This is a genomic window from Streptomyces sp. NPDC029526 (genome assembly GCF_040637405.1).
GTDB lineage: Bacteria > Actinomycetota > Actinomycetes > Streptomycetales > Streptomycetaceae > Streptomyces.
The window spans coordinates 250,607-274,929 of record NZ_JBEZWE010000007.1 but is presented as its reverse complement, the minus strand read 5'-3'; the positions used below and the strand labels follow the sequence as shown (position 1 = coordinate 274,929).

The window sequence follows — 24,323 nt, the reverse complement described above, 5'->3', positions numbered from 1 at the left end:
AACTGGTCCCGGAGCGGGACTCCTTCAGTCTGCCCCGCGCGGGCGGTCGGTGGACCAGCAGGCTGATGGAGCTCCGCACCCTGCCGGCCGGGGCCCGTCGGGACTACGGCGCGGTGACGGTGAACGTCGTGTCGCCGAAGGAGTGCTGGCGGCCGCGGACCGTGTACTGGGCCGTCGCCTTCACACTGCCCGCCGTCGCGCCCGCGGGCACGGTGACGGGGATCTTCATGTTGGCGCCCTGGCCCGGGTTGAGGGCGGGCACGTCGACCTCGGGGGCGCTCCAGCCGGACGGCAGGGTCAGCGAGACCTTGCCGCCGGGGAGGGTGACGTCGTTCTGGCTGACGACGCGCACGGTGACCGTGGTGGTCCGCCCGGCCGGCAGGGAGGCGGGCGGGGTGACGGTGACCGGCGCGCAGACCCCGCCGAGCCACTGGAGGTCGAAGGAGGAGTAGGTGATGTGCCGGTAGTTGGCGCGCTCCCAGAGCAGGCCCACCCGGTCGTTGCCCGCGGTGCCGCTGCCGAGCGGGGTCAGCGTGGAGTACGCGGCCGAGCCGGCCTCGACGGTCTTGCGCACCGGCCAGGTCTGGCCGTCGTCGCAGGAGAGGCGGACGGTGAGGTTGCTGCGGCTGTTGGTGGTCGCCGTGTTGCTGAACATCAGCCACTTCGCGCGCGGGTGGGAGGCGGCCACGTCCGGTGCGAAGCGCATGATGGAGCCGTTGTTGGCGGGGTCGGGCAGTTCGGTGTCCTGCTGGAAGGGCGTGTAGGTGACGCCGCCGTCGCTGGAGTAGGCCACCTTGCGGTAGGGCGCCGCACGGCTGTTGAGCATGACGCGGCCGTCGGACAGCTCGACGGTCTTGTTCTCGTCGGCGCCGGGGCCGACGAGCTCGCCCGCCTGCCAGGTGGCGCCGTGGTCGTCGCTGTAGACGCTCAGGGCGTAGTTGCCGCCGTTGTACCGGACCGCGAACTGCTGGATGAGGCGGCCCGCGTACCGGCCGTGGCGCAGCTGGATGCCCTCGCCGGAGGCCGCGAACATGCCGCCCCAGGCCGGGTCCTTGACGTCGGCGGTGATCCGCTCGTGCTTCCAGGTCAGGCCGTCGTCGTCGGAGTAGCTGTAGTCGACCTGCTGGACGTCGGGGTCGTTCTCGTCGTTGCCGGTCGCCGAGCCGAAGTAGCCCTGGTTCACGGTCGAGGAGTAGAAGGCGAAGATCCGCCCGGTCTGGCGGTCGACGAGGAGGCTGGGGTCGCCGTTGCCCTTGGGGGCGGCCTCCTGGCGCACGACCTGCTGGGTCTGCCAGGTGGTGCCGCCGTCGGTGCTGCGCCGGATCACCACGCCGATGTTGCTGGGCAGGTCGGCGAGGGTGGGGCGGGCGTCGTAGGCGGCGATCAGGGTGCCCTTGGTGGTCCGGGTCAGGGCGGGGATGCGGTAGTGGGGGGAGCCGGTGCCGGCGGTGGCGATGTCCTGCGAGGTGAGGGTGCCGGGGGCGGGGGCGGCGGCGTGGGCGGGGGTGCCGGCGGCCAGGAGGGCCAGTGTGGCGCCCGCGGTGACGGCGGCCAGGGTGACTCTGCGCTGCATGATCGGGCCTCTTCTCAGGTGGGGATCAGGCGAACTGCGGGTCGTGCAGGGGGGAGGGACCGGGGTCGGCCTCCGGCTGGGGGGCGGCGAACAGCTCCTTGAGCCAGGTGAGCTGTTCGCGCTTGTGGTGGCCGCCGCCGCCCTCGTGGCCGTTGAACTCGTAGACGCGCAGGTCCTTGGCGCCGCCGTAGCGGTGGTAGGCGGCGAAGCACGTGGAGGGCGGGCAGACGGCGTCCATCATGGCGATGGAGAACAGCGACGGTGCCGTGGCGCGGGAGGCCAGCACGGCGGCGTCGACGTAGGACAGGGTGGTGAAGACGGTCTCGGCGCGGTCGCGGTACAGGCTCAGGTACTCCGCGATCTCGGTGTAGGGCGGTGCGCCGGCGATCAGGGCGCCGCGGCGGATGTCGCACAGGAACGGGGTGTCGGTCATGACGCCCGCCAGCCCCGGCACGAGGCCGGCGACCGCGAGCGAGATGCCGCCGCCCTGGCTGTGCCCGGTGACGACGACCCGGCCGGGGTCGACCGCCGGGTGGGCGAGGGCGGCCTCGACGAAGCGGACGGCGTCGGTGTGGACGCGCCGGTAGTAGTGGTCGTCGGGGCTGTTGACGCCCCGGGTGAGGAAGCCGGGCACGTCGCCGTTGAGGGTGACGGTGTCGGGGGTCTCGCCGCCGGCGGTGGACCAGCCCTGGCCCCGGGTGTCCATGATGAAGTGCGCGTAGCCGGCGGTGGCCCAGAGCACCTGCTCGTGCGGCAGGCCGCGGCCCCGCCCGTAGCCGAGGAACTCCACGACGCAGCCGAGCGGTCCCTGGGCGCCGGCGGGCAGGTGCAGCCAGCCGCGGACGGGTTCGCCCGCGAAGCCGGGCACTGTCACGTCGTAGGTGGTCACCTGGGTGAGACCGGTGTCCACGGGCGTGTAGCGGGGGGTCCCGCCCGCCGCGCGGGCCGCGTCGAGGGTCCGCTGCCAGAACGCGTCGAGGTCGGCGGGTTCGGCGAGGTCGGGCCGGAGTGCCAGGCACTCGGCGAGGGTGAGGTCCGTCAGTGGCATGGAGAGGGCCCCGGTGGGTGAGGCGTGCGCGCGGCGCAGCGCGAGGGAGGGTGACGACAGGCGGGGACGTGAGGGGTCGGGACGAGGGGATCGTGGGGGACGCCGCCCGCCGGTTGACAGCAGACGTCTGATGTCCTGGGGACATTAAAGATCCCGAGGACCGCCGTCAAGTGCCCCGGCCCTCCTCCGCCCGCGAAGCGTCCGGGCGTCCGGGTCCGGACCGGCACGGACCCGGACGCCCACGGCGAACCGGACGCACAACGGCGGAGGCGGCCCGCGTCCGGGGCCGCCTCCGCCGTGGTACGCGCAGGTCAGCGGCGGGCGCGGGCCTCCGCGATGCGCTTGCGGACCGGTGCGTAGTGCTCGGTCAGGGCCGCCGCGAACTCCACGGGGTCGCGGTCCCGCACGGCGTTCACGATGCGCTGGTGGTTGGCGATGGTGGCGGTCTCGTGCTCCGGCGTGAACACGTCGAGGTGGGGGGCGACGATCACGTACACGTCCCAGAACGCCGCGGAGAGCTGGCCGATCAGGTCGTTGCCGAGGGGGGCCACGAGCAGCGTGTGGAAGGCGCGGTCGGCCTCCACGAAGCCGTGCCCCTCCCCCGCCCCCGCCTTGCGCATCTCGTCGACGAGCACCTCCAGCCGGTCGATCTGCTCGCCGCTGAGGGACCGCACGAGCCGCTCGGCCATGCCGCGCTCGAACAGCTCGCGGACCTCGATGAGGTCGCCCAGCACCTGGAAGTCGTCGTCCGGGCTGAGCAGACCGCGGAAGGTCAGGCTCTCGACCAGGGCGGACAGGCTCAGCCGGCCCACGTACGTGCCGTGGCCGTGCCGCACCTCGACGATGTCGAGCGCGGTGAGGATCCTGATCGCCTCCCGCACGCTGGAGCGGCTGGCACCGAGCGCCTCGCACAGGGCGGGCTCGGTCGGCAGCGGGTCCCCCGGACGCAGTTCATTGCGCAGAATGTACGACTTGATGCCGTCCACGACCTCCTGTCGCAGAGGTTGTCGTACCGCTCTCGACTCCGACAGGGCACCTCGAATCGCCCTTTGTCCCACCGCCACCTCTTGACCCCTCTCCCGTTGCCCGGCTACGTTCCCACGCTATCAAGCATCAGACATCAGACGTCTGATGCGTGGAGACGGGATACGTTTCACGCCACCCCGTCTTGCAGAATCAGCCATTCCGCTCCCTCGCCCGTCTTGACTCCCCGCCAGGAGGATTCCTTGTCCCCGCGCAGCGCAGCCGGCGTCGACCGCCGCACCTTCATGAGATACACCGGCGCCATCGGTGTGGCGACCGCGATCACCGCGAGCCTGTCCGCCTGCGGCGGCCCGGGCAGCACCGGGGACGACTCGGGCGGCTCCGGCAGCAGCACCGACACCATCGAGGCCGGCCTCTCCTACCCCCTGTCCACCGGCTTCGACCCCATGATCACCTCGGGGGCGACGCCGTTCGCCGCCAACATGCACATCTTCGAGGGCCTGGTCGACCTCGACCCGGCGACGCTCGTCGCCCGGCCGACGCTGGCCACCGCGATGCCCCAGAAGATCAACGCGACCACCTACCGGGCCACCCTCCGCAAGGGTGCCACGTTCCACGACGGCTCGCCGGTCACCTCCGAGGACGTGGTCTTCAGCTTCGAGCGGGTCCTCGACCCGAAGAACGCGTCGCTGATGGCGCAGTTCGTGCCCTTCATCGACAGCGTGAAGGCCGTCGACGAGCAGACGGTCGAGTTCAAGCTCAAGCACCCCTTCGCCCTCTTCCCCTCGCGCATCGCCGTGGTGCGGATCGTCCCGAAGAAGATCGCCGGCGCCGACGCCAAGGCGTTCGACGCCAAGCCGGTCGGCTCGGGACCGTACCGCTTCGTGTCGGCGGTCCGCGAGGACAAGATCGTCATGGAGAAGTACGACAAGTACAACGGGCCGCATCCGGCCAAGGCCAAGAAGATGGTCTGGTACCTGATGTCCGACCCCTCGGCCCGGGTCAGCGCCCTGAAGTCCGGCCGTGTGCAGGCCATCGAGGACGTGCCCTACATCGACATCAAGGGCTTCACCGGCAAGGACAAGGTCGAGTCCGTCCAGTCCTTCGGCCTGCTGTTCCTGATGTTGAACACCAAGGACAAGCGCTTCGCCGACAAGCGGGTGCGCCAGGCCCTGCACTACGCCCTGGACACCGAGAAGATCATCTCCACCGCGCTGCTGGGCAACGCCGAGCCCGCCACCGGGTATGTGCCGGCCACCCACCCCGACTACCACAAGGCCGCCACCGTCTACGGCCACGACCCCGCCAAGGCCAAGGAGCTGCTGAAGGAGGCGGGCGTCGGCAAGCTCTCCTTCACCCTGCTCCTCACCGACACCGGCTGGGTCAAGGACATCGCTCCCCTGATCAAGGAGAGCTGGGCCGCCGTCGGCATCGACGCCAAGCTGGACATCGCCCAGTCCCCCGCCCAGTACGCCAAGATCGACAAGGGTGACTTCGAGGCGCTGGCCGCGCCCGGCGACCCGTCCGTCTTCGGCAACGACGCGGACCTGCTGCTGCGCTGGTTCTACTACGGCTTCTGGCCGGAGAACCGCTACGGCTGGAAGGGCGACCCCGCCTACAAGAAGGTCAGGACGCTGCTGGACAAGGCCGCCTCCGAGCCCGAGGAGGCCCGGCGCAAGGAGCTGTGGGCCGAGGTCACCGACCTGGTCGCCGAGGAGGCCGCCCTCTACCCGGTGCTGCACCGCAAGCTGCCCACCGCGTGGAAGGACGGGACCCTGCCGGGCTTCAAGCCGCTGCCCACGACCGGTCTGTCCTTCGTCGACGTCGGCCGCGCCTGAGCCCCACCCGCGCACTGCCGCCGGGCCGCCGCCCCCACCGGGACGGCGGCGGCCCGGCCCCCCAACCCCTAGGAACCTCACGATGGTTGCATTCCTCCGGCTCGCGCTGCGCCGCGTCGCGATGATGCCGGTGATGGTGCTCGGCATCGCGCTGCTGGTCTTCGTGGTGCTGCAGTTCTCACCGGTCGACCCCGCGTACAACGCGCTCGGGGACAGCGCGAGCCCCGAGGCTCGTGCCGCGTTCGCCGAGGAGCAGGGTCTGAACGACCCGCTGCCGGTCCGCTACTTCGCCTTCCTCACCGATCTGGTGCAGGGCGACCTGGGGGTCACCGTGCCCCCCAGCCAGCCCGTCGCCGACCGGATCGCCACCGCCTTCCCGCTCACCCTCCAGCTGACGCTGCTGGGCCTGTCGCTGGCCGTCGTGCTGGCCCTGGTCTTCGGCGTCCTCAGCGCCATGTACCGGGACCGCTGGCCCGACCAGGTCTTCCGCGTGCTGTCCATGGCCGGCATCGCCCTGCCCTCGTTCTGGCTCGGCGTGCTGCTGATCCAGCAGTTCGCGCTGAACATGCCGGTGTTCCCGACGGGCGGCTACGTCAACCCGGCCGACGACTTCGGCGGCTGGCTGCAGAGCATGACGCTGCCCGCGGTGGCCCTGGCCCTGCCGGTCGCCTCCTCGCTGGCCCGGCTGATCCGCACCGCCATGGTCACCGAACTCGACCGCGACTACGTGCGCACCGCGCGGGGCAGCGGCCTGCCCCCGTTCCTGATCATCCGGTCGGTGCTGCGCAACGCCCTGGTCACCCCGCTGACCGTACTCGGCGTCAAGGTGGGCTACATGCTCAGCGGCGCCGTCGTCATCGAGGCGATCTTCGACCTGCCCGGCATGGGGAAGCTGATCCTCGAGGGAGTCACCGGCGGTGACGTCGGGCTGGTGCAGGGCACCGTGCTCACCATCGCCGTGGCCTTCCTGGTGGTCAACGTCGTCGTCGATCTGCTCTACCTGCTCGTCAACCCGCGCATCAGGACGGTGTGATGTTCGCCCCACGCTCCCTCGCCGAGCGGCTCAGGCCCGGCACCCGCCTGCGCCGACTGCCCGTCCCCTCCCGCATCGCCCTCGGGGTCCTCCTCGTCGTGGTGCTGGCCGCGGTGTTCGCGCCGCTGCTCACCCAGGACCCGCTCGCCACCGGAACCCCCGCGCAGGGCCCGGACGGCGACCACTGGTTCGGCACCGACCGGGCCGGCCGCGACGTGTTCGCCCGGGTGGTGCACGGTGCGCGCTACTCCCTCATCATCGGCCTCGGCGCGACGCTCCTCGCGCTGGTCATCGGCTCGGTACTGGGCTCGCTGGCCGCCACCTCGCGCAAGTTCGCCGACGAGTCGGTGATGCGCACGCTCGACGTCATCATGTCGTTCCCGCCCATCGCCCTGGCCGCCGTGCTGGTCGCGGTGTTCGGGCCGAGCGTGCCGGTGATCATCTTCACCATCGCGTTCGTCTACTCGCCCTCCCTGGCCCGCGTCGTCCGGGCCAACGTGCTGGAGCAGTACGGCGAGGACTACGTCGCCGCCGAGCAGGTCATCGGCGCCCGCCGCCACTTCATCGTGGCCCGGCACGTCGCCATCAACTGCGCCGCCCCGGTGCTGGTGTTCGCCACCGTCATGGTCGCCGACTCGATCATCTTCGAGGCGAGCCTGTCCTTCATCGGCGCCGGCGTGCAGGACCCCGACCCCAGCTGGGGCAGCGTGCTGGCGTACGGCCGGCAGATCCTGCTGTCCGGCGGCTGGTGGGCGACCCTGTTCCCGGGCCTGTGCCTGCTGATCACGGTGCTCGCGCTCAACGTCCTCTCCGAGGGCATGACGGACGCCGCCGCCTCCCCGGACAAGGCCCGCTCCGACGGCGGCGACACCGCCGAGCAGGCCACCGCCGAGGCCGCCCCGGCCGCCGAGCGCGCCGACGTGGACGCCGCCCTGGAGCGCCTCGCCACTCGCCTGGAGGCCACGGAACCCTCGGTGCCCCCGCTGGCCGAGGACGCCGCCGACCTGCTCGTGGTGCGCGACCTGACGATCCGCTTCCCCGACCGCTACGGCGACACCCGCGTCGTCGACGGCATCTCCTTCACCGTGCGCGAGGGCGAGACCCTCGGCCTGGTGGGCGAGTCCGGCTGCGGCAAGTCCATCACCAGCCTCGCCGTCATGGGCCTGCTGGCGCGCAACGCCGAGGCGGAGGGCGAGATCCTCTACCGGGGACGGGACCTGCTGAAGCTGTCGCCGAGGGAACGCCGGGCCCTCATGGGCCCGGAGATCGCGATGGTCTACCAGGACGCCATGTCCTCGCTGAACCCGTCGGTGCTCATCGGCACCCAGCTCAAGCGGCTCACCTCGCGCGGCGGCACCCGCACCCCCTCCGAGCTGCTGGAACTGGTCGGCCTGTCGCCCGAGCGCACCCTGCGCAGCTACCCGCACGAGCTGTCCGGCGGCCAGCGCCAGCGCGTGCTCATCGCCATGGCGCTCTCCCGCAGCCCGCGGCTGCTCATCGCCGACGAGCCGACGACGGCGCTCGACGTGACGGTGCAGGCCCAGGTCGTGGAGCTGCTGGTGAAGCTGCGCGACGAACTCGGCTTCGCCATGGTGCTGGTCTCCCACGACCTGGCCCTGGTCGGCGACCTCGCCCACCGGGTGGCCGTGATGTACGCCGGCCAGGTCGCCGAGGCGGGTCACACCCGTGCCCTGCTCACCGACCCGGCGCACCACTACAGCCGGGGGCTGCTCGGCTCCGTCGTCTCCCTGGAGGCGGGCGCGGAGCGGCTGCACCAGATCCGCGGTGTCGTACCGGCGCCCAAGGCGTTCGGCGCCGGCTGCCGGTTCGCCTCCCGCTGCACCGCCGCCACCGAGCTGTGCGCCACCACCCCGCCGCCGGCCACCGACCGGGACGGCACGACCGACCACCTGTTCGCGTGTCACCACCCGGCGCCGGTGCGCCCGTCGGCCAAGTCGCTGGAAGGTGCCCGATGACCGTCACCGAGGACACCCCGATGGAACCGCTGGAGACCGCGGCCGAACCGATCGTCCGGCTCGACGGCATCCACGTCCGGCACAAGGCGCGCAGCGGCGGCATCCTGCGCCGGGACGCCGTGCACGCCCTGACCGACGCCTCCCTCCAGGTGCGGCGCGGCGAGATCCTGGGCCTGGTCGGCGAGTCGGGCTGCGGCAAGTCCACCCTGGCCCGGGTCGTCACGGGGCTTCAGAAGCCCACCGAGGGCCGGGTGTACTTCAAGGGCCAGGATCTGTGGCAGATGCCCGCCGCGGAGCGCCGCGACCGGTTCGGTTCCAGCGTGGGCGTGGTCTTCCAGGACCCGTCCACCGCGCTCAACCCGCGCCTGCCGGTCCGGCGGATCCTGCGCGACCCGCTGGACGTGCACCGGCGCGGCACCCGTGAGGAGCGGGAGCGACGCGTGCTGGAGCTGCTCGACCTGGTCGGCCTGCCCGGCCACACGCTGGAGGCGCTGCCCGGCCAGCTCTCCGGCGGTCAGCGCCAGCGGGTGGCCATCGCCCGGGCGCTGGCCCTGGAGCCGGAGCTGATCGTCGCCGACGAGCCGACCAGCGCGCTGGACGTGTCGGTGCGCGCCCAGATCCTCAACCTGCTGGTGGACCTGCGCTCCCGCCTCGGCCTGGCGATGGTGTTCATCTCGCACGACGTGCAGACGGTGCGCTACCTGGCCGACCGCATCGCCGTGCTCTACCTGGGCCGCGTGGTGGAGGAGGGCAGGTCCGGGCAGGTCTCCGGCGCCTCCCGCCACCCGTACACCGAGGCCCTGCTGTCGGCGACGCCGAGCCTGCTGGAGCGGCCCGACCGCATCGTCCTGCACGGCCCGGTCCCGTCGGCCACCAACCCGCCCTCGGGCTGCCCGTTCCGCACCCGCTGCTGGAAGGCGGACGACGCGTGCGCGCAGTCGTTCCCGGCCGCGACGGACGGCCCGGACGGCCACCGCTGGCACTGCGTCCACCCGCAGCCGGGCGACGGCCCCGTGCCGGTGCCCGCGCCGTAGGTCCGCACGGTGAAGGGCGCCTGACCACCCGCCGGACGGCGTGCGCTCTCCCGCGCGCCGTCCAGCGGGCCACCGGGCCCCCGCAGTCCCGGCCACCCGTCACCGGTGGCGCCGGGGCCCGGTCATCCTTCCGCCCCCCGGGGAGTCCCCCGGGGGGCGGACACGTTCCCTGCTCGTCGGCCGGCCCGGACGCCGGGCCGCACCCGCCCCCCGCCGACCGCGCTCGCCTCGGTCCTCGACGGCCACCCGCCCGCCACCCGGCCATCCACCGGGGACAGCGCCCACCACGGCGCGCCGCACGGCCGACGGCTGGTGGAACCGCGGTGCGCCGCACGGCCGACGGCTGGTGGGGCCGCGGCGCCCCGCGAAGACGAGCGGCCCAGGGGAAGGCCGTCCTCGTCGGCCACCGCCGGCACCGGGACCCGGCCGGCCGGGTGTGCACGCTCCCCGTCCTCCGACGGGGCCGTCGCCGCCCGGTACCGGCCGGGGATCCGGCAGTCAGCCCGCCGCTCCCCGGCCGCCGCCGGCGGGGGCGCGCAGACGGTGCGCGATGACGGAGCGGGCCCGCGCGCCGTCCCGGGTGGGGGTGAGCGGGTAGACGTGCACGGCCCCCCGCGCCTCGTGGAGTTCGGCGTCCACCCCCGCGGCCCGCGCCCGGTCGGTGAACAGCCGGGCGTCGGGGTGGAGGATGTCGTGCGTGCCGCAGAACAGCGTCACCGGGCCCAGCCCGCGCGGGTCGGCAGCGAGGGGGCTGACCATCGGGTCGGAGGTGGGCAGGTCGCCCCGCCAGTGGTCGGCGAACACCCGCAGGCCGGGCCGGGCCAACCACGGGTCGTACGGCTGCACGGCGTCGATGCCCGGGTGGGAGAAGGAGAGGTCCAGCGCGGGCGAGACGAGCACGGTGCGGCGCGCGACCGCCCGGTGGGTGTCGCGCAGCAGCACCGCGGTGGACAGCGCGATCTGTCCGCCCGCCGAGTCCCCCGCCAGCGAGGTGTCGCCGTGCCGTTCCCGCACGGTGAGGAACAGGTCGGCCATCGCCGGGACGACGTCGCTGACGGTGGCGTACGGGAGGAGGGGGTGGACCGGTACGACGACGTGCGTGCCGGCCTCGGCCGCGATCCGCGCCGCCAGGCGCCAGTGCGGGGCGACGATCTCGTTCACCCAGGCGCCGCCGTGCACGTACACGACGGCGCCCCGGGCATCGCCGGCGGTGGGCCGCAGGGTGTAGACGGGCCAGCCCCGCCACCGCTCCACGGACACGGTGACGTCCCCGCGCAGCCGCCGGGGCGGCCCGTACGGGCGGGGCCGCAGCGCCCGTTCGCGCAGGTGCCGCCGCGCACCCTCGGCGGTGACGTACCGCCGGTTGGTGCCGGTCAGCCGCAGGTGCAGCGGGACGAGTGCGCGGGGGACCACCGGCTCCCGCCACCGGGACACCGGGGTTCCGCCGGCCGGGCCGGGACCGCCGGTCGTGCTGCGCCTGCTGGTCATGGGGCGGCCTCTCACTCCTCGGGGGCACGGATCGCGACGGTGACCGCGGTCAACGCGGTCACCGCGGTCAACGCGATCACGGCGGTCACCACCACACCGGAGAACGGTCACATCACGGCGCCTCCGCGTCCAGGGCGCCCGGCCGTTCCGCCTCGTCCAGCCACCGGGCCAGCGAGGTGCGGGCGCGGCTGACCCGGGAACGCACCGTGCCGACGGGGCAGTCGGTGACGGCGGCGGCCTCCGCGTAGGGCAGGCCCAGCAGTTGGGTCAGCACGAACGCCCGGCGCCGGTCGGCGGGCAGCGCGTCCAGCAGGCCGCCGAGGGCGACGCCCTCGTCGAAGCCGGGCAGGCCGCGCGGCTGGGCGCCCTCGACGGCGGCGGCCCAGTCCTCGGTGCCGGCGGGCCGGGGACGGCGGGCGGTGTGCCGGATGCTGTCGGCCAGCGTGCGGCGGGCGATCGCCAGCAGCCAGGTACGGGCGGAGGAACGGGCCTCGAACCGGTGCAGGCCGCCGAGGGCCCGCAGGAACGTCTCCTGCGCCAGGTCGTCGACGTTCTGCGGGTCGGCGCCGAGGAACAGCAGGAAGCACCGGACGTCCCGGTGCAGGGCCCGTACGAGGTGGTCCACCGCGTCGGGGTCGCCGCCCCGGGCGGCCAGGGCCCAGGCGGTCGTGGTCTCGTCGTGGGGCCGTGCCGGTGGCGGCACGAGGGCAGGGGTGGTCACGTGGGTGTCCTTCCGGGCGGTCCGGGTTCCGGGCCCTCGGCCGGCCGCCGGGCGGTCGCGTGACGGGTGGTCGCGTGACGGGTGGGTGCGCGCCGGGGCACGCCGCACGGGCACGGCGGCGCGCGGGCCGGGGGCACGCCGGCGCGCGGGCACCGGACGGTGGCCCGGGGCACGGCGGGGCCGGTGAGGGCGGGAGGGGGAAGTGGCGGCCGGGCACGGAGGTGCGCGGCCGGTGCCCGGGGCGGGAACCGGCGGTTCGGGCGGCGCCGGTCACGGTGCCGCCCGGCGTCGGCGGCGGCGAGCCGCGGCCCCGGGGATCCGGCTGTCGTCAGGCGACAGCGCGCCGGGCCGGCGGCCCCCGGGAGGTGAGCGCGTGGGTGAGGAGCAGCAGGCGCGGGACGCGGTCAGCGCCCGTGGTGCGCCGGGGCCCGCGCGGACGCTCCGGCGGCGCGGGGAGCCGGGGCGGCGGGCGCAGGGGCGTCAGCAGCAGTCCGGCCACGGCCCGCAGGAGGCGGAAGGCGGCGCGCTCGCCGTGCGCCAGCCACAGGCCGCACAGCAGCGCGGCCAGCAGGTGGGCGGCGAGCATGCCGGACGGGGAGAGCCCGGCCGCGCCGTGGTCCAGGACCGGGCCGGGGACGGAGGCGAGCGCGTCCAGGTGCTCGGCACCCGGATCGTGCCCCCGGTGGCCGGCGTGCGCCGCGTGACCGGCGTGACCCGCGTGCGCCGCGTGACCGGCGGGGCCGGGCGCCGGGAGGTGGTGGCCGTCCGGGCCGGCGGCAGCGGCGCACAGCAGGTGGTCCAGCCAGCGCCCGAGCAGCGTGTCACCGCCCGCCCGTGGGGGGCCGGTCAACGCCTGGGCGAGCGAGAAGCCGGCGTGCAGGGCCGCCTGCGCGACGACGGTGACGGCACCGACGAGCACCGGCCCGCGCTCCCGTCCGGCGAGCCACCAGGCCGCGCCACCGCTGACCGCCGCGCCGGCGGTCAGGGCCCACCCGGGCACCGCCGCGCCGGACATCATCGCGTGGCCGAGCGCGGCGAGCAGCACACAGACGGCCGCGAACACCGCGGCCCGTACCGTGCGCGCACCCCACCCTGCACTCATCGAGGTCACATCCTCGCATCCGGTCCACGCGCCCACCGGGAGTACGGACGGTTGCGGTCCCCCGCTCGGCCCGGCGGGTGTGACGCTCGGCACGGCGGCCCCGGAGCGGGCGACCGGCCCCGACGGGCTCAGCCGGAGAGCGTGCGCAGGTAGGCCGCGAACTTCTCCAGACCGTCGACGGTGCGCGGGCCGCTGATGCCCTCGTTGTAGTCGAGGACGAAGAAGTTGTTCTTCCGGACGGCGGGCAGGTCCCGGGTGTGCGGTGAGGTCCGCAGGAACTCGATCTTCTTCTCGGCGGGCTTGTCCCCGTAGTCGAGGATCATGACGACCTCCGGCTCGGAGCGGGCCACGGCCTCCCAGGTGACCTGGGTCCAGCGCTGGTCGAGCCCGTCGAAGACGTTGCGGGCGCCCGCGAAGCGCATGATGTCGTCGGGCGGCACCTGGTTGCCCGCCGTGAAGGGCTGGTCGGTGCCCGAGTCGTAGAGGAAGACCGGGAGACGGCGGCCGTCCGCGGGCGCCCGGTCGGCGACGGCCTCCACCCGCTTCCGCAGCCCGGCCACCACCCGCCGGGCGCGGTCCTCGACGCGGAAGATGCGCCCGAGCCGTTCGAGGTCGGTGTAGAGCGCTTCGAAGGGGCGCATCCGCTCGGGATGGCCGGGGTAGTTGAAGCAGCTCTCGGTGTGCATGAAGCTCTGGATGCCCAGCCGGTCGAGGATCTCGGGGGTGATGCCCCGCTCGTCCTTGAAGCCGGAGTTCCAGCCGGCCACGACGAGGTCGGCGCGCGCCTCGACGACCACCTCCTTGTTGAGGAGGTCGTCGCTGAGCATCTTCACCTCGGCGTACTGCGACGCCCACGGCGACTCGCTCACCGGCGGGTTGGCGGGCGGCATGACGTAGCCGTGCACGTGGTCGGTCAGACCGAGGGCGAACAGCTTGTCGGCGCTGCCGCCCTCGTAGGCGACGGCCCGGCGCGGCACGGTGTACTCCACGGGTTCGCCGCAGCGCTCGACGGTGACGGTCTCCGCGGTGGACCCGGCGGCGGACTTCACCTCGGCTCCGCAGGCGTTGAGCAGCAGGGTGGCCGCGACGGCACAGCCGACGGCGGCCCGGCGCCGGGCCGGACGGGAGGATCGGGGGGTGTGCATGGTGACAGTGCCCTTTCAGGTGGAGGTGTCGTTCAGGCCGTTGTTAGGGCCGTCGCCCCGGCCGTCGTTCGAGCCGTCGTCCGGGCCGTCGTCCGGGCCGTCGTCCGGGCCGGATCCGAGTGCGAACAGCAGTTGCGGGTGGCCGGTGAGGGGGTGCGGGACGACGTCGGCCCGCACGCCGAAGACGTCGTGGATCCGCTGCGGGGTCAGGACGTCGGCGGGGCTCCCGGCGGCGACCAGGCGTCCGGCCGAGAGGACGCCGAGGCGGTCGCAGGCCGCCGCGGCGAGGTTGAGGTCGTGCAGCACGATCAGGACGGTGAGCCCCGAGCCGCGCAGCAGGGAGAGCATGTCGAGCTGGTGACGCAGGTCGAGGTGGTTGGTGGGCTCGTCCAGGACGAGGATCTCCGGCTCCTGGACGAGGGCGCGGGCCAGCAGCACGCGCCGGAGCTCGCCGCCCGAGAGGGTGAGGACACCGCGCCGGGCGAGGCCGCTGATGCCGAGCCGGTCCATGACCCGCTCGCACAGGTCGCGTTCCCGTGCCCCGAGGGCCCGGTTGCCCGGCAGGTGGGGCGCCCGGCCGAGGGCGACGACCTCCTCCACCGTGAAGTCGAGGTCGACCGCCCCCTCCTGGGTCATGGCGGCGACGATCCGCGCGGCGCGGCGCACCGGCAGCCGGGTGAGGTCGTCCCCGCCGGCCAGGACCGTGCCGGCCGTGGGGCGCAGGGCCCGGTACACGCACCGCAGCGCGGTCGACTTGCCGCTGCCGTTCGGTCCGACGAGGCCGACGACGCTGCCGTCGGGCACCTCCAGGGACAGCTCGCGCACCAGGCTGCGGCCGTCGGTCACCACCGACAGCCCGTCGAGTCGCAGGTCCATCTCAGTTCCCCCCGAACAGGTACCGGCGGCGGCGCATCAGGGTCACGAAGACCGGCACGCCGACCAGGGCGGTGATGACGCCGAGCGGCAGTTCCCTCGGGGCGACCACGGTCCGGGCCACCAGGTCGGCCCACACCATGAACACCGCTCCGGCGAGCGGCGCGACGGTGAGCACCCGGGCGTGGCCCGCCCCGGCGACCATCCGCACCACGTGCGGCACCACCAGCCCCACGAAGGCGATGGCGCCGCTGACGGCGACCATCACGCCGGTCATCAGGGAGACCAGGACGAGGAGGCCCTTGCGGTGCCGGTCGGGGTCGACGCCCAGGCTCGACGCCGTCTCGTCGCCGAGGGCGAGCACGTCCAGGGCCCTGCCGTGCCGGCGCAGCACGGCCACGCCGAGCAGCACGACGGCGGCCACGACGGGCAGCGCGCCCCAGGTCGCGGCGCCGAAGCCGCCCATGGTCCAGTACAGGACCGTGCTCGTGGCCTCGCCGTCGGGGACGGTGTAGACGATCAGGCTCATCACGGCCTGGAAGCCGAGCGCCATCGCCACACCGGTCAGCACCAGCCGCAGCGGGGAGAGCGTCCCGCGGTGCAGGGCGGCGGCGTACACCAGCAGCGACGCGGCCAGCGCGCCGAGGAAGGCGCCGGCGGACACCGCGTGGACGCCCAGCGCGGCGAGTCCGCCGGTGACGGTCACCGCGACGGCGCCGACGGACGCCCCGGAGGAGACGCCGAGGACGAAGGGGTCGGCGAGCGCGTTGCGCACCAGCGCCTGGATGGCGACCCCGGCCGCGCTCAGTCCGGCACCGACGAGCGCGGCCAGCAGGACCCGCGGGGTGCGGATCTGCCAGATGATCTGATGGGTGGTCACCTCCTCGGTCGTGACGGTGCCGCCGCTGAGGGCCGCCCACAGGTGGCGGGCCGTCTCGGCGGGGGTGATCACGGCGGCGCCGAGGCCGACGGCCACGACGACGGAGGCGAGCAGGACCGCCAGCAGTACGGCGCAGGCCGCGAGGAGTCCGCCCCGGGTGGCGAGCCGTTCCCTCATGGCGTCCGCCCCGGGTCCTGGTCCAGCTCCTCCGGCTCGTCCGGGCGGGTGCGGACGACCAGCAGGGCGGCGCCGAGCGCGACGGCCACGAGGGCGCCGAAGACGGTGGCGATGCCCGCGTCGCCGGCCAGGGCGAGGCCCGCGCCGCCGAGGGCCGCGCCCGCGAAGACGCCGAGGCTCTGCCCCGCCGCGTTCAGGCTCAGCGCGGCCCCGCGCCGGGCTCCGCAGCGCCGCACGAGCAGGCTCACGGCGCAGGCGGCGACGACGGCGTGGCTCGCGGCGTGCAGCGCGGTGAGCGCGAGGGCGAGCGGCAGCCGGTCGGTGGCGTAGAAGGCGACGACCGAGGCCAGGGACGTCAACAGGCCCAGGACGAGGAGCCGTTCGGTGCTCAGGCGGGGTGCGGCGGAGTTGGTGATCCGTCCGGTGAGCAGGTTGCTGACGAAGTACGCGGTGCCGCTGAGCGTCCACACGAGGGCGAAGACGGCGGGGTCGAGCCCGAACCGATCGCCGTAGTGGGCGGCCAGGTAGGCGAGGTAGCCCATGAACACGGCGGTGCGCAGCAGGGAGACGAGCAGCAGCGGCACCGCGCCGGGGACGGCCGCGAGTCCGCGGAACGAGGCCAGGTAGCCGGGGTGCCGGGCGGCCCCGGCACCCGGGCGGTCCCCGGCCGCCTCGCGCCGGCCGCGGGCCAGGACGACCGCGGCGAGCACGAGGCAGGCGGCGGCCACGGCGAGGAGGTCGCCCTGCCAGCCCCAGAGCAGTGCGGGCAGGGCGACGGCCGGTGCGGCGAGCATCGCGGTCATCGACTGGGTGGCGGTGACCAGGGTCGCCGCCCGCCCGGCCGCCGGCCCGTCGCCGTACCGGTCGGCGGCCGCGGCGGTGAGGGCCGGGTTCAGTACGGCGGTGCTCGCGCCGACGAGCAGGCAGAAGGCGGCCAGCAGCACGAAGTCGCCGCTCGCGCCCAGCGCCGCCGACGCGCCGAGGACGACGAGCGCGCCCGCCGCCGCCCGGTCGCGGCGCACCCGGTCGAGGAAGGGGGCGAGGGCGGTGCCGACCAGGAGGGCGGCCAGCCCGCCGAGTCCGCGCAGGCCGCCGACGGCGGCGACGCCGCTGCCGGCGCGGTCGGCGATGGGGACGAGGTAGGTGCTGAAGACGGTGAACGGCAGCAGTCCGACGGCGGAGGCCAGCAGTACCGGCCACAGGGCGCGGGCCATCACGAGGTCGCCCGGCAGGGGGTCCTTACCCGGCGAAGTCCCCGCGCCCGCCCCGGGGTTGCGGGAGGCGTCGGTGTTCACGGGCCGTCCTCGCCGGGGAGTGCGGGGGCCGGGCGGCCGGTCCGGTAGCGGTACATCGTCGTGGACTCGGCGCTGAACTGGGAGAACGGGAAGGGCTCGGCGTTCAGGGCGGTGACGCCTCGGGAGAGGAAGGCGCGGGCGACGGCGCTGCCGGTCTGGGCGTAGACGACGAGGGGGACGTCCTGGTCCCGGCAGTGTTCGAGGACGAGGTCGAAGGTGCCGTTGCTCAGGGTCATGCCGGTGGCGACGACGGCGTCGGCCGCGGCGAGCACCTCGGTCATGTCGTCGGTGACCGGCTCGCCCCACTGCGTGGTGCGCAGGTTGAGGTCGCAGGGCAGGCAGACGCCGCCCCGCTCGTGTATGGCGGCGATGAGCGGGTTGACCACGCCGATGAGGGCGACCTTGGCGCCCGGCGCGATGTCGAGGAGCGAGGCGACGGCGGCGTCCCGGGCGCGGGCCCGGACTTCCGGGGTGCCGGCGGGCAGCGTGACGGGTTCGGCGCCGGGCGCCTCCCGGTGGGGTGTGACGTGGGAGAGGTAGGCGTCGAGCGCGGCGGTCCGGACGGGGGCCGCCGGATGGCGCAACAGGGCGGCGAGGGTGTGTCCGGAGGCGTTCTCGCAGATCTCGGGGGCGAGTTCACCGGCTTCGAAGGCGCAGGCACCGAAGACGGGTCCGGTCCGCAGGACGAAGTAGTGGTTGTGGTAGGTGACGTCGCCGCCGGCCAGCCGGGTGGTGTGGTAGAGCCGGAAGGCGCTGGTGACGTGCAGGGTGCCGGGGTCGGGTCCGTGGGCGCCGGCCAGGACGGCGTCGGTCAGGGCGGCCACGGTGCGCGGCTCGGGGTGGGGCATGTCAGTCTCTCCGGTCGGCGGGGCGGGGGGAGTTCGGCAGGCGCAGGTCGGCGCGGGCCGCGGTGGACCAGGGGCGCCGCAGGTCGCGCAGGTCGGTGATCTCGTGCGGTTTCAGGGCGTCGGGGTCCTTCGCCTCCCGGTGCCGGGCGTAGGCGTCGTCGACGTAGCGGTGGCCGGTGTCGGGCGCGATGAAGACGTGGGTACGGGCCCCGTCCCGGCGGCGTTCCCAGTGAGCGGCGAGGTGGGCGGCGCCGGTGGACAGGCCGGCGAAGATGCCGGTGTCCCGCAGCAGTTGGACGGCACCGGAGAGGGCGCAGTCGAAGCCGACCCAGTGGATCCGGTCGTAGAGCGCGTGGCGGACGTTGCGGAACTCGATGGCGCTGCCGATCCCGGCGATGATCATGTCCGGGTCCGCCACGTGCTGCGCGCCGAAGGTGACGCTCCCGAAGGGCTGGACGCCGACCAGCGACACGTCGCGGCCGGCCTCGCGCAGCCAGGTGGCGAGGGCGCCGGTGGAGGCTCCGGAGCCGACTCCGCCGACCAGCGTCAGGGGGCCGTCGGGTATCTCCCGGTCGAGGCGGGCGGCCACCTCGCGGTAGCCGAGGTAGTGGATGTCGTCGTGGTACTGGCGCATCCAGTGGTAGGTCGGGTTGCGGGCGAGGATCTCGGCGATGCGCCGCACCCTCGACTCCTGGTCCAGGCGCAGGTCTTCGGAGGGCCGGACCTGTTCCACGGTGGCGCCGAGGATCTCCAACTGGACGCGCAGGGTGCGGTCGACGGTGGTGGAGCCCACGATGTGGCACTTCATCCCGTACCGGTGGCAGGCGAGGGCGAGCGCGTGGGCGTAGATGCCGCTGGAGCTGTCGACGAGCGTGTCACCGGGGCGGACGACGCCGGTCTCCAGCAGGTGGCGCACCGCCCCGAGGGCCGAGTGGAGCTTCATGCTCTCGAAGCGGAGACAGACCAAGTCCGGTCGCAGTGAGACGAGATCCGGTCTCTTGACCGCTTCCGCGATGTGCGGGTCCATGCCGGTCCTCCTGTCGGGTCGGGGACGGGACCGGCGTGAGCATCACATCAAATGAAAATGATTGTCAACACCGAAAGGGGCGCGTGACGCGGACGTCGGACGGGCAGCCGAACGCGGGGTTGCTCCACCGGGCGGGACTCACGTACAAATGGTTTTCACTTTCATCTACGACCGCTGACATCCCATCACGGAGGACTCGCGTGCGCACCGGAGTGGGTACCGCCCACGGCACCTTCGGCGAACTGCTGCAGGGCGTACTGCCGGAGAGGGACGGGGACTTCCTGGTCACCCTGCCGGTGGCGCGGTGGTCGCGGGCGGTCTTCCGACCGGACCCGGCGGCCACCGATGTGGTGGTGCGGCCGGCCGGGAAGCTCAAGGCGCTGCGGCTGGCCCGGCTCCTGCTCGCCGAGGCGCCGCGGCCGGCCGGCGGGGTCCTCACGGTCAGCAGCCTGCTGCCGGAGGGCAAGGGCCTGGCCAGTTCGTCCGCCGATCTGGTCGCCACCGCGCGGGCCGTGGGGCAGGCCCTCGGCCTGGCCATGCCGGCTGCCCGGATCGAGCGGCTCCTGGCCCGCATCGAGCCCACCGACGGCGTGCTGCATCCCGGCATCGTCGCCTTCCACCACCGCAGCGTGCGGCTGCGGGCGGTGCTCGGTTCACTGCCGCCGATGGCCGTGGTGGGCGTGGACGAGGGCGGCGCGGTCGACACGGTCGCCTTCAACCGCCTGCCGAAACCGTTCACGGCGGCCGACCGGCGCGAGTACGCGCGCCTGCTGGACCGGCTCACCCTCGCCGTGCGCTCCCAGGACCTCGCCGCGGTGGGCCGGATCGCCACCCGCAGCGCGCTGATGAACCAGGCGCTGCGACCGAAACGGCTGTTGGACCCGCTGTGCGAGATCTGCCGCGAGGTCGGCGGTCTGGGCGTCGCGGTCGGCCACAGCGGGACGGCCCTGGGTGTGCTGCTGGACACCAGGGACCCGGCGTACACGCACCGCGCGACCGCGGCGGCGCAGGCGTGCGCGGGGCTCTCGCACGAAGCCCACGGGGTCACGGTCTACCGGACGCTCGGTTTCTCCGGACCCGTCCGGCCCGTCGCCCCTCCCCCGCCGGTGCCCGCGTGAAAAAGCCGCCGCCCACGTCCCCGGCAGGGGTCGTGGGCGGCGGTGGAGGCGGCGCGGGGCCGGCGGCGGGCGTCGAGGGTCTACGCCGCGCCGCTGCCGGTCGCCGCCAGGGCACCTCCCCCGGTCTCCTCGGGGGCGGCCGAGGACAGCGGGATCGGGGTGAACATGGGCGGCTCCTCGTCGGGAGTCAGGGCGGTCGGGCCGTACACCCAGTCGGTGAAGTGGTAGTCGTAGGTGTCCCGGGCCCGCATGATCGCGTTGCGGCGCAGCCGCGGCTCCCCGTCGAGGTGCCACAGGTCGCCCCAGGCGCGGGCGGTGGTCTGGACGCGGCGGCAGTGCTCCACCCGGACCGCCTGGTACGCGGCGAGCGCGTCCTCCCACGCGGGCTCGGTGCCCTCCGGGGCGGCCCCGGCCAGCCGGGCGTAGTGCTCGGCGAGCACCCAGCCGTCCTCGATGGCCATGATCGCGCCCTGCGCCATGTACTGCAGCGGCGGGTGCGCGGCGTCACCGAGCAGGACGATGCGGCCGTGGACCCAGGTGTCGACCGGGTCCCGGTCGAACATCCGCCACCAGCGGTCCCGCCACATCAGCGGGATGCCCTTGCGCACCGGGTCGCAGGTCGCCTCGAAGGCGGCGTCCAGCTCGTCCGGGGTGCCCCAGTCCTCCTGGCCGGCCAAGGCCTTGGGCGACTCGAACACGGCGACCTGGTTGAACATGTCACCGCCGCGCAGGGCGTACTGCACGAAGTGGCAGCGCGGGCCGACGTACACGGTGACGTCGTTCTCCGCGATGCCGTTGTCCCGGACCTGCTCGATCGGGACGGCCGCCCGGTAGGCGACGTAGCTGGAGCTGACCACGTCGTCGCCGATCAGCTTGGCGCGGGCCACGGAGTTCAGGCCGTCGGCGGCGATCACCAGGGGGGCCTGGTGGGTGCCGCCGTCGGCCAGGCGGACCAGGGCGCCGTCGTCGGTGTGCTCGTAGTCCACGACCGTCTGGTCGGTGAGCAGTTCGACCCCGGCGCGCTCGCAGGCGCGCAGCAGGATGCCGTGCAGGTCGCTGCGGTGGATGACCATGTACGGGAAGCCGTAGCGGCGTTCGAGGTCGCGCAGGTCCAGCCGGGTCAGCTCGCTGGAGTCGACGGCGTCGCGCATCACCATGGCGTCCGGCACCACACCGAGCGTCCGGGCCTCGTCGAGCAGGCCGTACTCGTGGAGGATGCGCGTGCAGTTGGGCGCGATCTGCAGGCCCGCGCCGACCTCGCCGAACGCCGGTGCCCGTTCCAGGACACGGACCCGCAGCCCTTGGCGGGACAGGGCGAAGGCGGCGCCGAGGCCGCCGATGCCGCCGCCGACCACGAGGACGTCGGGCCGCCCGGCGGGGGTGGGTTCAGGGTTCATGATCGGTTCCTTACGGTTCGCGGACCCCTGGTCAGAGCCAGGCGCCCAGCGTGGGGGCGGGCCTGCCGTCGGCGGCGAGCGGCCCGGCGCCACGGCCGGTGAGGTAGGCGGCGAGGTCCGGCAACGCGCCCTCGACCAGGGCGGGTTCGCCGTCGCCGGGCAGGTTCCAGCTGGTGTCGCCGGCCGGCACCCGCAGGGTCACGGCCGGGCCGGGGGCGGCGGAGCGCTTGGCCACCACGTCGTCGCAGAGGGCGGCCAGGAAGTCCTCCGGCAGGTCCGCGAAGGTGACGCCGGCCGCCAGGTCGACGGCGTGCACGCACACCTCCCGGGAGCGCAGCCAGGGCACCTCGGTGGCCGGCACGGTCCTGCCCTGCGCGGTGACCACCTCGCGGCGCCACTGGTCCTCGCCGAGCGCGGACATGCCGGCCTCCAGTGCCTCGGCCGAGGAACGGAGCCACGCGGTCAGCTCGGCGGGGGGCAGGGCCCGGCCCCGCTCGATGCCGGCGGCGCGCTCCTCGGGGGAGGCGTACATGGGGGTGGGCTCGCCGGTGGCGGCCCAGTGCACCAGGTTGGACAGCGCCTCCGCGTTGGCGGCGACGTGGGCGGCCAGGTGGGCCCGGCTCCAGCCCGGCAGGGCGCTGGGCTCGGCGAAGGCGGCGGCGTCGAGACCGTCGGCGGCCTTCAGCAGCAGCTCGGTGCCGTGCCTGCTCCAGTCGCGGGCCTGGTCGAAGGTGCGGGCCATCAGGCGGACTTCTCCTTGACGACCGTGTTCTCCAGGCGGCCGATGCCCTGGATCTCGGTGACGATCCGCTCGCCGCCGAGGAGGTAGCGGGCGGGCTTGCGGGCGTGGCCGACGCCGCCGGGGGTGCCGGTGGCGATGATGTCACCGGGGTTCAGCCGGGTGATGGTCGAGACGTACTCGACCAGGTCGACCGGGTCGAACAGCAGGTCGCCGGTGGTGTCGGACTGCATGACCTCGCCGTCCACGGTGAGCGTGACGTCGAGGGCGGGGCGGACGCCGCCCGGCAGCTCGTCGGGGGTGACGAGGTACGGGCCGACCGGGGTGGTGGAGTCCCACATCTTGCCCTGGAGCCACTCGCGGGTGCGGAACTGCCAGTCCCGGCAGGTGATGTCGTTGAGCACGGTGAAGCCGGCGACGGCCTGCTCGGCCTCCTCGCCGCGGGCCCGGCGCACGCCCTTGCCGACGACGACCGCGAGCTCGACCTCCCAGTCGAACTGCTCGGTCTCGCCGGGCCGGACGATGTCGTCGGTCGCGCCGATCAGGGAGTCGGCGAACTTGGCGAACAGCGTGGGGTGTTCGGGCAGGTCACGGCCCATCTCCTGGATGTGGTTGCGGTAGTTGAGGCCGACGCACACCACCTTGGAGGGGGCGGGCACCACGGGGGCGAAGTCGGCGTCCGCCACCGGGTAGGTGGTGGCGCCGTCGGAGGTGACCGCGGCCGCGCGCTCGGCCCAGCCCTCCTCGGCGAGCAGGGCGCCCAGGTCGGGGGCGCCGAGGTCGACCAGGACGTCGCCGTCCAGCTTGACGGCGCGGGTGGTGCCGCCGGTGCGGAGGGTGGCGAGCTTCATCGGGTGGTTCCTTCCACGTGGGTACGGTCGAGCCGCAGGGCTTCGAAGATCGGCGAGTCGCTGAACCGGAACAGGTCCAGGGCGCCGGAGTCGGAGTCGGTGGACCCGGCCTCGGAACGGACCGAGAACGGCTGCCAGGAGGGGACGACGAAGAGGTCGCCGCGGCTGACCGACCAGGTGGTGTCGCCGACGGTGACGGTGCCGGAGCCGTCGAAGACCTGGTAGACCGAGGAGCCGGTCTCGCGCACCGGGGCGGTCTCGGTGCCGCGTGCGACGCGGTGCACCTCGGCGCGGATGGTCGGCAGGACGTCGGCGCCGGTCGCCGGGTCGGAGAAGCGCACGGCGGCGTGGCCGGGCTCGACGGTGCCCTCGTACCCCTCAGCCTCGAGGGCGAGCTGGTCGGCGAGGGCGCGGTCGGTGTGCTCCCAGCGGTAGGCGAGCAGCGGGGAGCCGGGGCCGGCCGGGGCGGCACCGACCGGGCGCAGGCCGGGGTGGCCCCACAGCCGCTCGGAGCGGGAACGGTCGGGGGTGATCCGCTCGGCGTCGCTGATCTCGTCGCGGCCGAACTCGAAGAACTGCGCCTCGCTCGTGTACTGGAAGGGGATGTCCAGTCCGTCGATCCAGGCCATCGGCTCGGAGGTGGCGTTGTGGTGGGCGTGCATGTTCCAGCCGGCCTGCGGCAGGAAGTCGCCGCGCCGCATGGCGACCGGGTCGCGGCCGACGACCGTCCACACGCCCTCGCCCTCGACGACGAAGCGGAAGGCGTGCTGGGTGTGGCGGTGCTCCGGGGCGTCCTCACCGGGCATCAGGTACTGGATGGCCGCCCACAGCGTCGGGGTGGCGAAGGGCCGCCCGCCGAGGGAGGGGTTGGCGAGTGCGATGGCGCGGCGCTCGCCGCCGCGGCCGACCGGGACCAGCTCGCCGGCCTGCGCGGCCAGTTCCCGCAGGCGCTCCCACCGCCACAGGTGCGGCAGGGCGCGGGACCGCGGGTGGGCCGGCATCAGGTCGCCGATCTCGGTCCACAGCGGGACCAGGAGTTCCTTCTCGAAGCCCCGGTACAGCTCTTCGAGGGCGGGGGTGACCTCGGGTTGCCCCTCCGCGGCCACGGCTTCGAGCCGGACCGGGGAACCCGTCACCGTGTCGTGGGCGAGGGAGGAGTGCGTCATGACCTCAGGG

General features: G+C 74.2%; 21 protein-coding genes. 5 read left to right on the top strand and 16 right to left on the bottom strand.

Annotation, left to right across the window (positions count from 1 at the left end; all coding sequences use genetic code 11):
- Nucleotides 1–103 precede the first annotated feature (103 nt).
- The 3 genes from AB0F01_RS18870 to AB0F01_RS18860 all read right to left on the bottom strand — a co-directional run bounded on the left by AB0F01_RS18870 (nucleotide 104) and on the right by AB0F01_RS18860 (nucleotide 3,652).
- Nucleotides 104–1,573 (bottom strand): exo-alpha-sialidase, encoded by a 1,470-nt coding sequence (locus AB0F01_RS18870; RefSeq protein WP_362096627.1) that lies wholly within the window; start codon nucleotides 1,571–1,573, stop codon nucleotides 104–106.
- A gap of 25 nt (nucleotides 1,574–1,598) precedes the next feature.
- Nucleotides 1,599–2,621 carry an alpha/beta fold hydrolase gene (locus tag AB0F01_RS18865; protein WP_362096624.1) on the bottom strand — a complete coding sequence of 341 codons (1,023 nt, stop codon included), beginning with the start codon at nucleotides 2,619–2,621 and terminating at the stop codon, nucleotides 1,599–1,601.
- A gap of 311 nt (nucleotides 2,622–2,932) precedes the next feature.
- Nucleotides 2,933–3,652, bottom strand: a complete 720-nt coding sequence (locus AB0F01_RS18860; protein WP_362096663.1) for a FadR/GntR family transcriptional regulator — start codon at nucleotides 3,650–3,652, stop codon at nucleotides 2,933–2,935.
- Between the two features lie 237 nt (nucleotides 3,653–3,889).
- Between AB0F01_RS18860 and AB0F01_RS18855 the strand changes: the two genes are divergently transcribed.
- From AB0F01_RS18855 to AB0F01_RS18840, 4 genes are all read left to right on the top strand, one after another.
- Complete coding sequence (locus AB0F01_RS18855; protein WP_362096660.1) at nucleotides 3,890–5,443, top strand: ABC transporter substrate-binding protein; 1,554 nt, start codon at nucleotides 3,890–3,892, stop codon at nucleotides 5,441–5,443.
- An 82-nt stretch (nucleotides 5,444–5,525) separates the two neighbouring features.
- A complete protein-coding gene (locus AB0F01_RS18850) occupies nucleotides 5,526–6,476 on the top strand; it encodes an ABC transporter permease (protein ID WP_362096621.1) in 951 nt (316 codons plus the stop codon).
- On the top strand, nucleotides 6,476–8,452 hold the full coding sequence (locus tag AB0F01_RS18845; protein WP_362096618.1) for a dipeptide/oligopeptide/nickel ABC transporter permease/ATP-binding protein: 1,977 nt from the start codon (nucleotides 6,476–6,478) through the stop codon (nucleotides 8,450–8,452). The genes AB0F01_RS18850 and AB0F01_RS18845 overlap by 1 nt, the downstream gene beginning before the upstream one ends.
- A gap of 50 nt (nucleotides 8,453–8,502) precedes the next feature.
- Nucleotides 8,503–9,486, top strand: a complete 984-nt coding sequence (locus tag AB0F01_RS18840) for an ABC transporter ATP-binding protein (RefSeq protein WP_362096657.1) — start codon at nucleotides 8,503–8,505, stop codon at nucleotides 9,484–9,486.
- A gap of 498 nt (nucleotides 9,487–9,984) precedes the next feature.
- Here AB0F01_RS18840 and AB0F01_RS18835 read toward each other — a convergent pair whose 3' ends face one another.
- From AB0F01_RS18835 to AB0F01_RS18795, 9 genes are all read right to left on the bottom strand, one after another.
- Nucleotides 9,985–10,974 carry an alpha/beta hydrolase fold domain-containing protein gene (locus tag AB0F01_RS18835; protein WP_362096615.1) on the bottom strand — a complete coding sequence of 330 codons (990 nt, stop codon included), beginning with the start codon at nucleotides 10,972–10,974 and terminating at the stop codon, nucleotides 9,985–9,987.
- Nucleotides 10,975–11,086: 112 nt separating this feature from the next.
- Nucleotides 11,087–11,695 carry a sigma-70 family RNA polymerase sigma factor gene (locus AB0F01_RS18830; protein WP_362096612.1) on the bottom strand — a complete coding sequence of 203 codons (609 nt, stop codon included), beginning with the start codon at nucleotides 11,693–11,695 and terminating at the stop codon, nucleotides 11,087–11,089.
- A gap of 328 nt (nucleotides 11,696–12,023) precedes the next feature.
- A complete protein-coding gene (locus tag AB0F01_RS18825; protein WP_362096609.1) occupies nucleotides 12,024–12,797 on the bottom strand; it encodes a hypothetical protein in 774 nt (257 codons plus the stop codon).
- 128 nt (nucleotides 12,798–12,925) lie between these two features.
- Nucleotides 12,926–13,942 (bottom strand): ABC transporter substrate-binding protein, encoded by a 1,017-nt coding sequence (locus tag AB0F01_RS18820; protein WP_362096606.1) that lies wholly within the window; start codon nucleotides 13,940–13,942, stop codon nucleotides 12,926–12,928.
- 15 nt (nucleotides 13,943–13,957) lie between these two features.
- Nucleotides 13,958–14,818: an ABC transporter ATP-binding protein gene (locus AB0F01_RS18815; protein WP_362096603.1), complete on the bottom strand. Its 861-nt coding sequence runs from the start codon at nucleotides 14,816–14,818 to the stop codon at nucleotides 13,958–13,960.
- Between the two features lies 1 nt (nucleotide 14,819).
- The gene (locus AB0F01_RS18810) at nucleotides 14,820–15,872 is read right to left on the bottom strand and encodes an iron ABC transporter permease (protein WP_362096600.1); all 1,053 of its coding nucleotides are present in this window, start codon (nucleotides 15,870–15,872) and stop codon (nucleotides 14,820–14,822) included.
- Nucleotides 15,869–17,167 (bottom strand): MFS transporter, encoded by a 1,299-nt coding sequence (locus AB0F01_RS18805; RefSeq protein ID WP_362096597.1) that lies wholly within the window; start codon nucleotides 17,165–17,167, stop codon nucleotides 15,869–15,871. Before AB0F01_RS18805 ends, AB0F01_RS18810 begins: the two co-directional genes overlap by 4 nt.
- Nucleotides 17,164–18,015 carry a DUF364 domain-containing protein gene (locus tag AB0F01_RS18800; protein WP_362096594.1) on the bottom strand — a complete coding sequence of 284 codons (852 nt, stop codon included), beginning with the start codon at nucleotides 18,013–18,015 and terminating at the stop codon, nucleotides 17,164–17,166. The genes AB0F01_RS18805 and AB0F01_RS18800 overlap by 4 nt, the downstream gene beginning before the upstream one ends.
- 1 nt (nucleotide 18,016) lies before the next feature.
- The gene (locus AB0F01_RS18795; protein ID WP_362096591.1) at nucleotides 18,017–19,042 is read right to left on the bottom strand and encodes a pyridoxal-phosphate dependent enzyme; all 1,026 of its coding nucleotides are present in this window, start codon (nucleotides 19,040–19,042) and stop codon (nucleotides 18,017–18,019) included.
- A gap of 200 nt (nucleotides 19,043–19,242) precedes the next feature.
- On the opposite strand from AB0F01_RS18795, the gene AB0F01_RS18790 reads away from it, so the two are divergent.
- Entirely contained in the window at nucleotides 19,243–20,160 is a 918-nt protein-coding gene (locus tag AB0F01_RS18790; RefSeq protein ID WP_362096588.1) for a kinase, read from the top strand.
- A gap of 80 nt (nucleotides 20,161–20,240) precedes the next feature.
- Here the strand turns inward: AB0F01_RS18790 and AB0F01_RS18785 are convergent, their stop codons facing one another.
- Genes AB0F01_RS18785 through AB0F01_RS18770 form a run of 4 tightly spaced genes read right to left on the bottom strand, consistent with a single transcriptional unit; the run spans nucleotide 20,241 to nucleotide 24,313 of the window.
- Complete coding sequence (locus AB0F01_RS18785) at nucleotides 20,241–21,557, bottom strand: FAD-dependent oxidoreductase (protein WP_362096585.1); 1,317 nt, start codon at nucleotides 21,555–21,557, stop codon at nucleotides 20,241–20,243.
- A 31-nt stretch (nucleotides 21,558–21,588) separates the two neighbouring features.
- Nucleotides 21,589–22,299, bottom strand: a complete 711-nt coding sequence (locus AB0F01_RS18780; protein ID WP_362096582.1) for a maleylpyruvate isomerase family mycothiol-dependent enzyme — start codon at nucleotides 22,297–22,299, stop codon at nucleotides 21,589–21,591.
- Nucleotides 22,299–23,147, bottom strand: coding sequence for a fumarylacetoacetate hydrolase family protein (locus AB0F01_RS18775; protein ID WP_362096579.1), 849 nt, complete (start codon nucleotides 23,145–23,147; stop codon nucleotides 22,299–22,301). Before AB0F01_RS18775 ends, AB0F01_RS18780 begins: the two co-directional genes overlap by 1 nt.
- The gene (locus AB0F01_RS18770; RefSeq protein ID WP_362096576.1) at nucleotides 23,144–24,313 is read right to left on the bottom strand and encodes a cupin domain-containing protein; all 1,170 of its coding nucleotides are present in this window, start codon (nucleotides 24,311–24,313) and stop codon (nucleotides 23,144–23,146) included. Before AB0F01_RS18770 ends, AB0F01_RS18775 begins: the two co-directional genes overlap by 4 nt.
- Nucleotides 24,314–24,323 lie beyond the last annotated feature (10 nt).